14 protein-coding genes are annotated in these 15,024 nt (G+C 40.7%); 8 read left to right on the top strand and 6 right to left on the bottom strand.

Annotation, left to right across the window (positions count from 1 at the left end; translation table 11 throughout):
• Position 1 precedes the first annotated feature (1 nt).
• From AWW68_RS19915 to AWW68_RS06755, 6 genes are all read left to right on the top strand, one after another.
• Positions 2-157 (top strand): DUF4295 domain-containing protein, encoded by a 156-nt coding sequence (locus AWW68_RS19915; RefSeq protein ID WP_084375596.1) that lies wholly within the window; start codon positions 2-4, stop codon positions 155-157.
• Positions 158-340: 183 nt separating this feature from the next.
• Positions 341-1,294 (top strand): signal recognition particle-docking protein FtsY, encoded by a 954-nt coding sequence (gene ftsY / locus AWW68_RS06775; protein WP_068218288.1) that lies wholly within the window; start codon positions 341-343, stop codon positions 1,292-1,294.
• 181 nt (positions 1,295-1,475) lie between these two features.
• Positions 1,476-1,736 carry a hypothetical protein gene (locus AWW68_RS06770; protein WP_068218285.1) on the top strand — a complete coding sequence of 87 codons (261 nt, stop codon included), beginning with the start codon at positions 1,476-1,478 and terminating at the stop codon, positions 1,734-1,736.
• Between the two features lie 115 nt (positions 1,737-1,851).
• Positions 1,852-3,168, top strand: coding sequence for a 30S ribosomal protein S12 methylthiotransferase RimO (rimO, locus tag AWW68_RS06765; RefSeq protein WP_068218282.1), 1,317 nt, complete (start codon positions 1,852-1,854; stop codon positions 3,166-3,168).
• A 59-nt stretch (positions 3,169-3,227) separates the two neighbouring features.
• Entirely contained in the window at positions 3,228-4,811 is a 1,584-nt protein-coding gene (gene bshC, locus AWW68_RS06760) for a bacillithiol biosynthesis cysteine-adding enzyme BshC (RefSeq protein WP_068218279.1), read from the top strand.
• Positions 4,804-5,376, top strand: a complete 573-nt coding sequence (locus tag AWW68_RS06755; protein WP_068218276.1) for a 5-formyltetrahydrofolate cyclo-ligase — start codon at positions 4,804-4,806, stop codon at positions 5,374-5,376. The genes bshC and AWW68_RS06755 overlap by 8 nt, the downstream gene beginning before the upstream one ends.
• Here the strand turns inward: AWW68_RS06755 and AWW68_RS06750 are convergent.
• The 5 genes from AWW68_RS06750 to AWW68_RS06730 form a co-directional block, all read right to left on the bottom strand.
• Entirely contained in the window at positions 5,373-9,068 is a 3,696-nt protein-coding gene (locus tag AWW68_RS06750) for a beta propeller repeat protein (RefSeq protein ID WP_068218274.1), read from the bottom strand. The genes AWW68_RS06755 and AWW68_RS06750 overlap by 4 nt on opposite strands.
• 3 nt (positions 9,069-9,071) lie before the next feature.
• A complete protein-coding gene (locus tag AWW68_RS06745; RefSeq protein WP_157717549.1) occupies positions 9,072-9,449 on the bottom strand; it encodes a hypothetical protein in 378 nt (125 codons plus the stop codon).
• A gap of 90 nt (positions 9,450-9,539) precedes the next feature.
• Positions 9,540-10,220 carry a tRNA (5-methylaminomethyl-2-thiouridine)(34)-methyltransferase MnmD gene (gene mnmD, locus AWW68_RS06740; protein ID WP_068218268.1) on the bottom strand — a complete coding sequence of 227 codons (681 nt, stop codon included), beginning with the start codon at positions 10,218-10,220 and terminating at the stop codon, positions 9,540-9,542.
• Positions 10,221-10,697 carry a 2-C-methyl-D-erythritol 2,4-cyclodiphosphate synthase gene (ispF, locus tag AWW68_RS06735; RefSeq protein WP_068218266.1) on the bottom strand — a complete coding sequence of 159 codons (477 nt, stop codon included), beginning with the start codon at positions 10,695-10,697 and terminating at the stop codon, positions 10,221-10,223.
• Positions 10,698-11,939 (bottom strand): M16 family metallopeptidase, encoded by a 1,242-nt coding sequence (locus tag AWW68_RS06730; RefSeq protein WP_068218263.1) that lies wholly within the window; start codon positions 11,937-11,939, stop codon positions 10,698-10,700.
• 83 nt (positions 11,940-12,022) lie between these two features.
• On the opposite strand from AWW68_RS06730, the gene AWW68_RS06725 reads away from it, so the two are divergent.
• Both AWW68_RS06725 and ytxJ read left to right on the top strand, forming a co-directional pair.
• On the top strand, positions 12,023-14,002 hold the full coding sequence (locus AWW68_RS06725) for an alpha-ketoacid dehydrogenase subunit alpha/beta (RefSeq protein WP_068218261.1): 1,980 nt from the start codon (positions 12,023-12,025) through the stop codon (positions 14,000-14,002).
• A gap of 1 nt (position 14,003) precedes the next feature.
• A complete protein-coding gene (ytxJ, locus tag AWW68_RS06720; RefSeq protein ID WP_317038746.1) occupies positions 14,004-14,375 on the top strand; it encodes a bacillithiol system redox-active protein YtxJ in 372 nt (123 codons plus the stop codon).
• 34 nt (positions 14,376-14,409) lie between these two features.
• On the opposite strand, the gene AWW68_RS06715 is transcribed toward ytxJ, so the two are convergent.
• The gene (locus AWW68_RS06715; RefSeq protein ID WP_068218259.1) at positions 14,410-14,949 is read right to left on the bottom strand and encodes a hypothetical protein; all 540 of its coding nucleotides are present in this window, start codon (positions 14,947-14,949) and stop codon (positions 14,410-14,412) included.
• Positions 14,950-15,024 lie beyond the last annotated feature (75 nt).

The raw sequence follows: 15,024 nt of genomic DNA, 5'->3' as shown, positions 1-15,024 counted from the left end.
CATGGCTAAGAAAGTAGTTGCAACCCTAAAGAAAGAAGGTGGTGTAAAATACGCCAAAGTGATCAAAGCAGTAAAATCTCCAAAAACAGGTGCTTACACCTTCAAAGAAGAGATGGTTACTGAAGATATGGTTAAATCTGTTTTAGCCGATAAATAAGAAATTACCTAATATCATATATATTAAAGTCCCGTTAAGGGACTTTTTTGTTTGCCACTTCTTTTCGTCATTCTGAACTTGATTCGGAATCTTAGCGTAAGAGGGAATGAATCCCGAAATAAACTCAGGACGACCAATTTGGCTACAGCATATTAAAAGACAACTTCATCAAACCTCATTACTATGGCACTATTCGGTTTATTTTCTAAAGACAAGAAACAAAAGCTGGATCAAGGACTTGAAAAGACTAAAGAAAGCTTCTTTGGCAAGCTTGGCCGTGCTGTTGCCGGAAAGTCTAAAGTAGACGATGAAGTTCTCGATGAACTCGAAGAAATACTCATCACTTCCGATGTTGGTGTAGAAACCACCGTGAAAATAATTGAGAGGATTGAGGAACGCGTAGCTCGAGACAAGTACATGAATACTACTGAGCTAGACCAGATTCTACGCGATGAAATTGCCGAACTCTTAGCTGAAAATAATACTGAAGACTTAGCCGACTTCAAACTTCCGGAAGGTCACAAACCGCATGTAATTCTTGTAGTAGGCGTTAATGGAGTAGGCAAAACAACTACCATTGGTAAACTAGCCGCTCAATTTAAAAGCAAAGGCAAGTCTGTTGTGCTTGGTGCAGCCGATACCTTTAGAGCTGCAGCAGTAGACCAGCTAAAACTTTGGGGCGAAAGAGTAGGCGTTCCTGTAGTTGCTCATGGCATGAACACCGACCCGAGCGCTGTAGCCTTCGATGCTATTAAACAAGGCGTTGAAACCGGTGCCGACTTAGTAATTGTAGATACTGCAGGAAGGCTTCATACCAAAGTGAACCTCATGAATGAACTCTCCAAGATTAAGAGAGTAATGCAGAAGTTTATCCCTGAAGCTCCTCACGAAATACTTCTGGTACTGGATGGCTCAACTGGTCAAAATGCTTTTATCCAAGCAAAGGAATTCACCAAAGCCACTGAGGTTTCTGCACTAGCAATTACCAAACTAGATGGAACCGCAAAAGGTGGTGTAGTGATTGGCATCTCAGACCAATTCAAAATACCAGTTAAATACATTGGTGTAGGAGAAAAAGTAGAAGACCTTCAGGTTTTCAATAAATCGGAGTTTGTAGACTCTCTTTTCAACAAGTAAGCAAGAACCCACAAAATAAGAGTAAAAACATGAACGTTCTCGTACGTTTTACTGCTCCTTATCGGTCAAACTTCATCACAACCATTATGTAATCAACTGAAATACAATAAGTTAAATTCATGGCACTCATCTTGTTCCTAGAATAGCAGATAGAAAACATTTGTACATTAACGAACAACTTATGAGTGCTATAGCGATACAAATCCCCCAAGTAAGTGGCGAGCAAGACATTGAGGTAGAAGTAAAGATAAATGGTCAAAAACGCTCATACAATTACCGTGTAGAGGTATTCTACTGGGCCGACTGCGATAACCCAAGCGATGACAGAGTAGATTGCATCCGTCAAATCCTTTCAAAATATGACTCTGATTGGGAGCTTTACCAAATTGGAATGCCTACAGATGAGTTGGTACCTATTACTTTTAGAAAGAGAAGAGGGTAGTTCAAAGTTTTATGTTCAAAGTTTTATGCCTCACTGACCGAACTCTGAACTTCAAACCTAAAACTTGAAACTGACCAATTCTTCTTACCTTTGCCCTCCAAATTCATTGATTAATATGAAGGTTAAGGGGCTGAAGAAAGATAAAGTCAATATTGTTACACTAGGTTGCTCAAAGAACTTAGTGGATTCTGAAGTAATGTTGACTCAACTGAAGGGAAATGGAATTAAAACCACTCACGAGTCTAAAAAAGATGATGCTAACATTGTCATCATCAACACTTGTGGGTTTATAGACAATGCCAAGCAGGAGTCTATAGATACCATTCTTAGGTATGTGGACGCTAAGGAAGAAGGGCTGGTAGAGAAAGTTTACGTTACTGGCTGTCTTTCACACCGCTATAAAGACGACCTTGAAAAGGAAATCCCTCAGGTAGATGCCTTCTTCGGCACTATGGAGTTGCCAGCGCTTTTGAAAAAATTCAAAGCCGACTATAAGCACGAACTTTTAGGCGATAGAATCACCACAACATCTAGTCATTACGCTTATTTGAAAATTGCTGAAGGATGTGACAGACCTTGCTCTTTCTGCGCTATACCTTTAATGCGTGGTGGGCATAAATCCAGACCAATTGAAGAATTGGTTACCGAGGCTAAAAATTTAGCCAAGAACGGAACCAAGGAGCTTTTATTGATCGCTCAAGATTCTACCTACTACGGATTAGACCTTTACAAAAAGAGAAATCTCGCTGAGCTAATGCAGCGCCTTTCAGATGTTGAAGGCATTGATTGGATCAGGCTACATTACGCTTTCCCAACGGGTTTCCCAATGGATGTGCTCGATGTGATGGCCGAGCGTCCAAATATTTGCAATTACTTAGACATTCCACTTCAACATGGTTCAACCAATATGTTGAAGCTTATGAGAAGAGGTACTACAAGAGAGAAAACTGAGGCCCTTTTGGCCGAAATGAGATCTCGAGTACCTGATATAGCCATTAGAACCACGCTGATTGCTGGGCACCCAGGAGAAACTGAAGAAGACTTTGCCGACATGGTAGACTTTGTTGAAAAGTCTCGCTTCGATCGCTTGGGAATCTTCACCTATTCACACGAAGAAAACACCCATTCATATAGTTTTACTGATGATGTTCCTGATGAGGTGAAACAAGAGCGTGCAAACCACGTAATGCAGATTCAAGAAGAAATTTCAAACGAAATCAATCAGGCAAAGATTGGCAAGACCTTTAAGGTACTAATTGACCGAAAAGAAAGTGGCAGCTTTATTGGCAGAACTGAACACGACTCACCAGAAGTTGATAATGAGGTTTATATTGATGCTAAAAAGCACTACTTAAGAGTGGGTGATTTCGCTGAAATTAAAATTACTGATGCTACTGAGTTCGACCTATATGGCGAACCAGCACAAGGATAATTTCCGTTGTTTTGAACCTGAATGGCTGGAGGTTGTTACCTTCCATATAAACTGAATTTATGAGCACCTTAACTGAGACTGACTGTTTACTCTCTAAAATTGATTTTGAACAAACGAACAGTTTTTCATCATTCTTTTTAGACTACATATCAGGTAAAGAGTCTCTTCAAGGATTTCATAATGGATTGCCAACCAAGGAAAATTTCAAGAAGCAAATTGAGGACAGAAACTTTCCTCAGTCGCATAGGGATATAGTCTCTGAGCAACTTTTAGAACAATATTCAAAAGTAGACGCTAGCCAAGCAACCCTTTCTAACATTGAGCTGCTCAAAGAAGGAAATACTTTTACCGTAACAACGGGCCACCAGCTTAACATTTTTACTGGGCCTCTGTACTTCATTTATAAAATTGTCACCGTGGTTCGTGCTTGCGAAGAGCTTAAACACGAGTATCCGGAATATAATTTTGTACCTGTTTATTGGATGGCTTCTGAAGACCATGACTTTCAGGAAATTTCATACTTCAGACTAAATGGCAAAAAGCTAGTTTGGGAAACAGACCAGCAAGGCGCTGTCGGCAGGTTCAACCTAAAAGGGATTGATAAAATATTTGAACAGGTTATAGGGATGCCTGAATTCTTTGTGGAAGCCTACAAGAAAAAAAACCTGGCTAGCGCGGTTCTTTCTTACGTTAACGCACTCTTTGGCGAAAGAGGGCTAGTAGTCATTGATGCAGACAATGCCGCGATGAAGGAGTTATTTAAGCCAGTAATTCAATCGGATCTTTTTGAACACAAACCTCAAGAACTTGCTCAAAAGACTACTGACAGTTTGGAGCAAGCGGGCTATTCGACACAGGTTTTCCCTAGAGAGATCAATTTCTTTTATCTGAAAGATGATATTCGCTCGAGGATTGTGAAAACCGATTCAGGCTTTGAAGTCTTAGAAACCAACCTCCACTTCTCAGAAGAAGAGCTGAAAGAAGAAATAGAAAAACATCCAGAAAGATTTAGTCCCAACGTATTACTGAGGCCATTATACCAAGAGTTCTTGCTTCCAAATTTGGCCTATGTTGGTGGCCCGTCAGAGCTCGTTTATTGGCTTCAGCTCAAAGGTATTTTCGATCATTTCGGCACTACCTTTCCTCTGTTAATGCCAAGGAATTTTGCTGCCGTTGTAGACAAAAACACCTTAAGAAAAGTTGAGCAAATTGACTTGACCTGGGAAGACCTCTTCAAAGAAGACCACGAATTGGTGAATGAAAAGGTTAAAGAACAGACCACATTTAAGCTCGATTTGAACGTTGAAAAAGCAAAGCTAGAAGCCATTTATCAGCAGGCACTTCAGCAAGCTTTAGATGTGGATCAGACATTAGAAAGAATGGTGAAGGGGGAACACCGAAAAGCTGAAAAGACATTAGAGAAAATTGAGCAGAAGATTCTGAAAGCAGAACGCAAGAACCAAGAAATACTGGTAAACAGAATATACGCTATCAAGGAAGCACTTTTCCCTGGAGGAGCGCCTCAAGAGCGAAAAGACAACTTCCTTAACTTCTACATGACTAACCCTAACTTTGTAGAGGATTGCCTTAATTCGCTTTCACCTTTCGATTACCGATTCCATCTGCTCAGAACCAATGAATAAAAAGGTACTTCGCTCAATGTTTCTAGAAAAGCGGCTAACTCTGACTGCAGAGGAGCATGGCAGAAGAAATGAGCAATTACTAAAGCATTGCCAACAGTTTGTTAATTCAAGGACGAGTCTAAAAACAGCTCATATTTTTGTTTCAATGCCTGAGCAAAACGAGCCTGACACCTTAAAACTGATCGATTGGCTGATAGGAGAGAAACAAATGAGTGTATTAAGCTCTAAAACCTTCTATAAAGAAAGGAGGCTAAGTCATCATAAGATTATAAACTCTACTGACTTTGTACTTAACCCAAAAGGAATTCCGGAACCTACCAACTCAGCACTTGAAGACCCTAAACAGATTGACATAGTTTTTGTGCCACTCATCTCATTCGATGAACAAGGAAACAGAATTGGTTATGGTGCAGGACTATACGATAGGTTCTTAAAAGAAGTGAGGAGTGACTGCCTTAAAGTTGGTATGGCAATCACTCCTCCTCTTAATACTATTGACTATACCAATGAGTTTGATGTGTCTTTAGACTTCTGCATCAACCACCTTGGTATATATAAGTTCTAACGCGACTGCTTCAATAATTTCACAGTTCCTTTTCCTTTATTTCCAGCAGCTTCAAAGATATATAGTCCATCTGCCTGACCTCGAATATCTATGCTCAACTTATCGCCAGATTGGTAATTAGCAACTTCACCAATAGCAACACTAATACCTGAAGCATTCACCACATTGTACTCTACCCTTCCCGTAAACTCAACTGGAAGTGTTAAGCTAAACTGCCCAGCACTTGGGTTAGCATCTACCTGAATATTGGCAGCTTTTGAACTACCTGCTTCGAGTCCAGCAATTACGTTATTGATGGTATAGGTTTCTTCACTAAGAACAAGTCCATCGAAAGTATTACCACTAGCATCAGCAATATCCTGTGAGGCAGAAAAATTCAGATTGATTTCCCCATCTTCTATAATTTGAGCTACCTCCACTACGTAAGAACTATTATTTACCACCGCTTCTACTGAACTTATTTCAGCTTTTTCGATTGGATTTTCCAGCTGGAAGTCAGTTACATCTACGTTTCTAACATCTTCAGAAAACTCAACTAAGAAACTAACCCTATTCTGATCTGTGATTCTGGTGATTGGTGCGCTTCTTTTAAAAGTTGCGGTAGGTCGAGTGGTGTCTTCTATTGTATAAGATTCACTAGAACCGACCTCTCCAGTAAATGCGTTCCCTACCAAATCAGTTATATTATTGGAGTCTCTAAAGCCTAACGACAAAGTACCTTCTCCTCCAATATTCATTACTGAAACATCGAATACCGTTGCATCAGTAATTATGGCCACACTACCCACAATACCGTTAGCATCTCCCTCAACAAGGAAGTCATCGGAGCTTATATCTACAACGTCTTCATTAAAAGTAACTTTAAACCTTACAGTAGTAGCGTCTGTATTCTGAGTGGCTGGACTCAATCTTTCAATTGAAACCACCTCAGGACCAACTCCATCTAAGTTAACTGATACTATATTCGACAATCCGGAAATTTCGGTAGACTTACTAACCCTCAATTGATAATCGCCACCATCAAAAACCTCAAGCTCTGCCGAGTTAGCACCTTCAACCTCTACCCCGTTCTTCAGCCATTGATAGCTTAAGGGAATAGCTGAGTTAAATGATACATTCCCCCTAAGGGTATACGATTGGCTAGCCGAATTCTTTGAATAATTGATTCTAGGCGTGACACCAACGTCATATGTGGCTTTAAAAACTCCATTTCCGTGAGTACTTGCCACGACTAGACCTTCTATAGGCCTTACCACTACTTGAGAAACTACAACATTACCTATTGAATTGACGGCCTGCTGCTCCCAAACCGTGTTTTCACCGTCTAAAGACTGGGTCATAAACAAGCCCACAGATGTTCCTACAAAATAATAGTTACCACCTTGGCCATCAGGCATAATGGCAACCGATCTAGTAGAAGGGCCAGCACCAGACCCATCAGGGTTTTCTTCTAAGTTTCCAGCTACAGGGGTCCATGTATCACCCCCATTCTCAGAAAGCCATAAACTAAGCACCTCATAATTAGAGTAACATACTAGAATTCTGTCGGCATCTCTGGGGTCTACAGCAATACTAGAGATATTACCTGTAGGCATATTTACATCACTAATTTGTTCATCTACCTGACCGTCAATTAAGTCTCTCGTATCGTTTACCTTAAATACTCGCCCATTCTGAGTTCCTAAATACAAAACACCTTCTGGCTGAATAGACATAGCCAATGCAGAGATTGGCTGTAGGCTCAAAAACCGTGAGCTTATTTCTCCCCATTGCCCATTTCCTGGATTCAACCTTAGATCATTAGTGAAAAATACTTTGGCATTGGATGCCACAAACATTTGTTCCTGATTTACCGGATTAACAATGAACGGGTTGATAAACAAGAAATCACCCTGATTATCTGAAGGGGAAATATTACCAGCAAACTCATAAGTATTTCCTATTAGCTCTAGCCTAAGCATATTTCCTCGTTGAGAGGAAACATAAAGTGAATTATGTGTTACTGCCGAAAAAGCACCATCACCGCCAAATACTTCAGTCCATGTTTCTTTGGCATTTGTAGTGGTTTTTGCCCAAGAACCATTGTCTTGCATACCACCTAAAATCAATTGATCTGAAAGGTTACTTTCATTAATACTTACATGGTAAAACTGGGTAGTGATATAACCATTATTCAAAGAGCGCCAAGAAACGGGGTTATCGGTACTTTGAGTAGCTAAGTTATTCAGTGTTAAATGAACTCCTCCGTCCGTAGCAGAAATCATCTTGTTTGGGTTCGAAGGGAAAAAGGCATAGTCATGATTATCTGGATGATGATTTAAGTACCTAGGAAAGCTATTTGGGTTATTATCATTGCCGTACCCTCCAATCTGCATCCTTGTATTAGTTGTTGCAAACTTATCTGAAGATCTCAGTAGGTTGGTTCCTCCAATAAATAGCACATTACTATTACTTGGATGGACAGCAGCATATAAATTGTAACCTCCTTGTGTTGAGTGCCCTTCTCCGACATCATCATCAGAAACACCTAGGTTATCAGAAAGATCAGTCCATGAGTCAGAAATGTCGTTAAAAAGAAAAAGGTTATTAGAACCTACGAAATACACCTTTGTTTCGTCTGAAGGATCTATTGCTATTTCGAACCTATTAAATGTTGAAGGGAAGTTTGGCCCTGGGTCTAGACTCTCCCAAGTAACACCATCTGTAGACATAAACAATCCATCTTCTGCACTAGAGCCATTGAAGCTAGAGCTTCCTATAGCGGCAAAGAGCTTGCCTTGGGAAGTAATAGCAATATCGGTCAGGTTTATTCCACCGTTGCTTTCCCCCAAAACTACTTCCCAAGTTTCAAAGCCATCTGTGCTTCTAATTACCTTACTCAGTCCTGAAGCATAAATCTCTGTACCTGACTCTTCTGAATAGTCTATTGCCAATTGATCTATTATGGTAAACTCAGAGTTTCTGATGAGTACATCTGTTCCACTAGTTCCAGGTTGTGCTGTGCTTGCTATCAACTCCCAGGTCTCTCCATTATCAGCTGATTTATAAACACCATTCCCTCTAAAAAAAGCACCTGAGGCTGAGGCAGAATTCCCTCTAAATTCTCCTGTAGAATAGTACCATTCATTATGATGACCTGCCCTTACATCTTGTACAATTGAAGTAACTGCTGGGTGGTCTTGCAGGCTCGATTTTCTGCTCCATGTTGTCCCCTGATCTTCAGTTTTCCAAATACCGCCTGAAACACCTCCTGCTATTATGGTATTTTCATTATCTACATCTATGACAACAGCCCTAGTTCGTCCTCCGATATTATAAGGACCAACACTTTCAAACTCAGCTCCAGAGGTAGTTGTGCTAGCAGATGATCTTAAAAATTTGAAAAGACTCTCGCCATCTTGCCCACCATCACTGGGCCTCAAGAATTTATCAGCATATTCCTTCTCTCTCTCTTTAATTTTGAAGGGAACCTCTCCTGTTTTTGGATTAACCAGCTGCTTGTACTCAAATTCAGTTCTATCTATTGGGTTTTCACTCAAAGGATCTTCTCGTTCCTCCTCCCCTTCTGGAATAGAGCTTGAATTAATAGTTACACTTTGAGAGATGTGAGTTTCTTTGGGGTTATTGAGATAAACAATAAGTAAAACGGCAACGCAAATGCCCGCCAACAATGACACAATCCTCCTTCTCATATCTTAATTCTCAATTAAATTTAACTCTAGCACTCCTGCGCCCTTATCTATAGGAGACAAAGCATCAAATATTACTTCCGCTCCTTTTTTAAACTTCATCTCTTTAGAGGCATAAAGTATCACCGTTTCCGAAACATTAGGCTGCACTCCCGAAAAAGTACTACCAAAGCTCAGAACCTCTTTGATCTGCACGGAATACTGAATCCTTTCGTCCAAGACATTAATATCTTGCACCTTTCCCCTGAGCCTAATACCATCCTTGTTCATCTGACCTGAACTAGCTAAAATCACACCGTCTTCATTTACTGGCAATTTTGAAGAAGCACAGCTTACCGCGAATAACGACACAACCACGGAAACTAGAATTAGAAAGACTCTCATAAGATTTTTACCGTTCATACTCAATAAGGGAAGTCGAATATACAGTTTTCTTCGCTACTCGAGCACTTCTGAATATGAAAATGTAATACCCTATTTCCTCGCCCTCACCATCTCTTTTTTTCCGGGAGGGCCATCTATTGTTTCTACTTGCAGACCAAGCCCGGCCAGGTTTCTCTTGAATTGTCCTTGAGCACAGTAAGTAACCAGCACCGCCTTTTCGTCCATCATACTATATGTACAACCAAGTGCTTCCACATCCCACATTTCAGCTTGTTTGCTTGGCGCAAATGCATCATAAAATACGAGGTTGAACTTATATTCAGATCGAAAATCTTTTAATGAGGTCTTATGTTTGACAAAAGTGAAGTTTTCATTGAGTGACTGAGGCTCAGCCCAAGCGGCAGTATGAAGGCTTTGAAACTGTTCGGCACTTACATGGCTTTCGAAAAGCGTGGTATAATTAAGCAGCTGATAAAGTTGCTGATCTAATGGAAACGGCTCTAGCGTTTCGTAATGAATCTGGACATCAGAATGCTTCAAAGCAAAATCCCAAACCAATAATGCGTTTAGACCTGTTCCGAAGCCTACCTCTAAGATACTGATCTGCTTGCAGCCTTCTTGAACCAATAACTCCAAGCCCTCTTTAATAAACACATGAAGAGACTCCGTTAAGGCTCCATGAGTGGAATGATAGGTCTCTTTTAATTGCGGGTTATATAATGAATGAGACCCATCTGAAGTAGTAATTAGGCGAATTGAATTCTCCTCCATCTATTTTTGAATTAGAACAGTAGCATAAGCGGCAACGCCTTCTTGCTTACCCACAAACCCTAGCTTCTCTGTTGTAGTAGCTTTAATAGAGATATCTTCTTCAGGAATTTCCATCACTTTAGCCAACACAGTTTTCATCTCTGGAATATGCGGATTTACCTTAGGCTGCTGCAAGCAGATAGTAGAATCTATATTAGACACTTCGTAACCAGCATCTCTCAATAGCATCATTACGCGTTGAAGTAAGATTTTACTATCAATGCCCTTGTAAGCTGGGTCAGTATCAGCAAAATGATACCCGATGTCTCGCATATTAGCAGCACCAAGCAGCCCATCGCAAATCACGTGAATAAGTACATCGGCATCAGAGTGACCAACTGCACCATGAGTATGCCGAACTTTAATTCCTCCGAGCCAGAAATCTCTACCTTCTTCTAGTTTATGTACATCGTACCCAAAACCTACTCTAATCTTCATCTATTTCTTATTTGACTTATACCTCAAAACTGAGGCATTTTCTTTTCTCAAAACTTTTTTTGCAGCAGCCAGAATATCTTCAGGGCCTACACCTCTGATTTTAGCCAACTCTTGGTTCACTAAACTAACATCTCCTAGCATTTCGGCATAGGCAAGGTTCATCGCCCTATTTAGCAGCTCCATTTCAGAAAAAACCAAAGTTGACTCTGCCTTGTTTTTAACTTTTGTTACTTCAAGCTCTGAAAGCTCTTCAGACTTGAATGCTTCAATCAGATTCCAAATAGCTTCTTCTCCCTCCTCTATAGTGAATTCGGTATTTAGCTTTCCTTCAATAACGAACAAGCCTGGATCTAACGAACCTGAAACATGGGCTGACAGAGAGCTGAACATTCGCTTTTGCTCAATTAGCTCATTGTAGAGCCTTGAAGATTTACCTCTGCCAAGAATGTCACTCAACAGATCGGTGGCATGATAGCTATCGTCCAATCTGGCTCCCATATGAAACACCATGTAAAGCGAATCAATAGGCACATCTTCCTCTACTTCCAATAGCCTATACTCAGTCTGTTCCGGCTCAACAGGCAAATTCTTTTCAACTGCTTTACCCATTGGAATTTCGCCAAACCACTTTTCAGAAAGCCTCTTTACTTCTGAAAGAGTCACATCTCCGGCAACAACTAAAACTGCATTATTTGGCAGATAATACTTGAAGAAAAACTCCTTCACATCATCCATTGTAGCCTTTTCAATATGGCTTATCTCTTTACCAATAGTCGCCCACCTGTAAGGATGCTCTTTGTAGGCCAATGGCCGAAGTTTCAACCAAGCATCTCCATAAGGTTGGTTCAAATACCGCTGCTTGAATTCTTCAATCACCACAGAGCGCTGCACTTCTAAAACTTTAGGATCGAAAGAAAGGCTCAGCATTCTATCCGACTCTAACCAAAAAGCAGTTTCTAAATTGGAAGAAGGGAGCGTAATGTAGTAGTTGGTAATATCATTGCTGGTGAAAGCATTATTATCGCCACCTACTTTCTGTAAAGGCTCGTCATATTCGGGCACATGCTTGGAGCCACCAAACATCAAATGCTCAAATAAGTGAGCAAAACCGGTCTTTTCAGGGTCTTCATCTCTGGCTCCAACCTTATAGAGAAGATTAAAAGCAGCAATTGGTGCAGAATGATCTTCATGCACAATCACCTTCAGTCCATTAGCTAAAGTAAAACTCTCGTAGTTAATCATTGCAGGTGGCCAAGTTAAAAATAATGACCCTTAATTTTTGCAATTGGGGCTTTACTTTAATTTTGCTCCCTACATCACCACCTATGAGATTTAGTAAAACCGGTTATACCCCAGATCAACTACTCCATTTATACAAGGAGTTAATTACCCCAAGGCTAATTGAAGAGAAAATGCTGATTCTGCTTAGGCAGGGAAAAATCAGTAAATGGTTTTCAGGAATTGGCCAAGAGGCAGTATCCGTTGGTGCTGTACAAGCACTAGAAGCTGATGAGTACATTCTGCCCATGCATAGAAACTTGGGCGTTTTCACTGGCAGAAACATTCCTCTAAACCGTCTTTTTGCACAGTTTCAAGGGAAATTAAGTGGCTTTACTAAAGGAAGAGACAGGTCTTTCCACTTTGGGTCGAAGGAACATCACATCGTTGGAATGATCTCGCACCTTGGCCCACAAATGGCACTGGCCGATGGAATTGCACTTGCTAACACACTCAAGCAAGAACAGAAGGCCACCTTGGTGTTCACAGGTGATGGCGCGAGCTCTGAAGGAGACTTCCATGAAGCACTAAATGTAGCTGCAGTATGGAATCTGCCCGTCATCTTTGTGATTGAAAACAACGGTTATGGTCTTTCAACTCCAAGCCACGAACAGTTTAAGTTCAACAGTTTTCTAGATAAAGGACCAGCATATGGCATTGAAGCTGTTCAAGTAGATGGTAACAATATTTTAGAAGTTCATAGAACCATTTCAAAACTGGTTAAAGAGGTAAGAAAAAACCCTAAGCCAGTAATTGTAGAGGCTTTAACCTTCAGAATGCGAGGCCATGAAGAAGCTAGTGGCACCAAATACGTTCCGAAGGAATTAATGGAGCACTGGGCTAAAAAAGACCCAGTAGAAAATTACGAGCAGTATTTACTAAAGAATGGAGTACTGACTGAACAACTGATCGAAGAGTATAAGGCCGAAATAAAAGCAGATATAGATACAGGACTAGAAACGGCTTATGCCGAAAGTCTGCCTGAATTTAAGCTTGAAACAGAGGTTGGTGATATGTTCCAGCCTTTTGAGCAAGAGGTAAAAACTCCAGATTCAGAAAGTAAGTCAGATAAGAGGTTTGTAGACGCCATTTCCGATGGACTAAAACAAAGCCTTGAGAGATATGACAACTTGGTGGTAATGGGCCAAGACATTGGCGACTATGGCGGAGTATTTAAAATCACGGAAGGTTTTATTGAAAAATTCGGCAGAGAAAGAATCCGTAACACACCACTTTGTGAGTCTGCAATTATTGGTACTGGCCTTGGGCTCTGTATCAACGGGTATAAGGCGGTAGTAGAAATGCAATTTGCCGACTTTGTTACCTGCGGGTTCAACCAAATTGTTAATAACCTAGCCAAAATTCACTACAGGTGGAATCAGAATGCAGATGTTGTGGTGCGAATGCCAACAGGAGCTGGTGTAGGTGCAGGGCCATTCCACTCTCAGTCTAACGAAGCATGGTTTTTCCATACGCCAGGTCTTAAGATCGTCTACCCTTCTAATCCTTACGATGCAAAAGGGCTGTTAAACGCTGCCATTGAAGAGCCAAACCCTTATATGTTCTTCGAGCATAAAGCCCTCTACAGATCACTTTCTCAGGAAATTCCTGACGATTACTACACCATTGAAGTTGGCAAGGCTGCTATTACTCAAGAAGGTGAAGATATTTCAATCATTACCTATGGTATGGGTGTGCATTGGGCTAAAGCACTTTCAGAAGAACTAAAAGAGATTTCGATAGAAGTAATTGACCTCAGAACGCTCAGCCCATGGGATTCTGAAACGGTGGCAGAATCCGTTAAAAAGACGAACAAAGCCTTAGTTCTCCATGAAGACACTATGATTGGAGGAATTGGTGCAGAAGTTTCTGCATGGATTTCTGAGCATTTGTTTGAGCACCTAGACGCTCCTGTTGCAAGAATAGCCAGCTTAGACACGCCTGTTCCATTCACCAAAACCTTAGAAGAAAACTTCTTACCAATTAAGAGGTTGAAAGAAAAGGTAATAGACCTAAACAGTTACTGATATGTTCTGGAAAAAATCGAATACTGAAAAACGAGTGGCTATCGACTGGCAAAAACTCACCACTATAGAGCAATTGCAAAGCTTAAAAGAGGAGAGTAAAACGCAACCTGTTTTAATATTCAAACATAGTATACGCTGTAGTATTAGCAGCATGGCCTTGAGCAGATTAGAGAGAGAGTGGAGCGAGGAACTCAATAAAATCACCCCTTACTACTTAGACTTGATCACCTACAGACAGATATCGAACGCAGTAGAAACAGAGTTTGGCGTATATCATGAGTCTCCACAAATGATTGTTTTAAATGGAGGTGAAGTTGTTTTTGATGCATCTCACATGTCAATTTCAACCGAACCATTGAAAAAATGGGCATAAAAAAAACTCCGATCATTTCTGATCGGAGTCTGTTTTAACCAATGGTCCAACACCCATCTATCCATATCCTCACACCGTTGAACCTTCTGTAATGTCCTGGCACCCACCTGTGATTATTTCTTCTCACAGACCAGTAGCCATCAACCCACACATCTCTTCTTAGTCTTCTGTCATAAGTCCAATAGCCAGATATCCAAATGTGTCTTGCACTAGGCCTATACCCTCTGTTTACTTTTATTCTTCTTCCTCTGCGGAAGTCATAATCATAGTAAACTCTGGTATTTCGCACAACCACAGGCCTGTTGTTATATCTGCGGCCGTTATTTCGGTAAACCCTTCTATCTACAACTTTTACTGTTCTACCGTATTTGTCCTTTCGGCCTTTTCTATCGTTATCTCTATAACCGTTGTTACGACCATCTCTTCTACGATCGTCCCCTTTCCTGTTGTCTCTTCTTACATCCTCTTTCCTATCTCCTCTTCTACGGTCATCTTGCCTTCCTCTTTGGGCAAGCATATCTGAGGCAGAAAAGAACATAAGTAGTATTCCTGATAATAGTATTACTCTTTTCATAACCTTGAATTTTAGTTTCTGACTTATTTCAAGGTCCGGACCAATTATTTCAAATGCATTGCAGTGAGTTATTCC

This window comes from Roseivirga spongicola (assembly GCF_001592965.1).
Lineage (GTDB): Bacteria > Bacteroidota > Bacteroidia > Cytophagales > Cyclobacteriaceae > Roseivirga > Roseivirga spongicola.
This window is presented reverse-complemented; position numbering and strand designations above follow the sequence as displayed.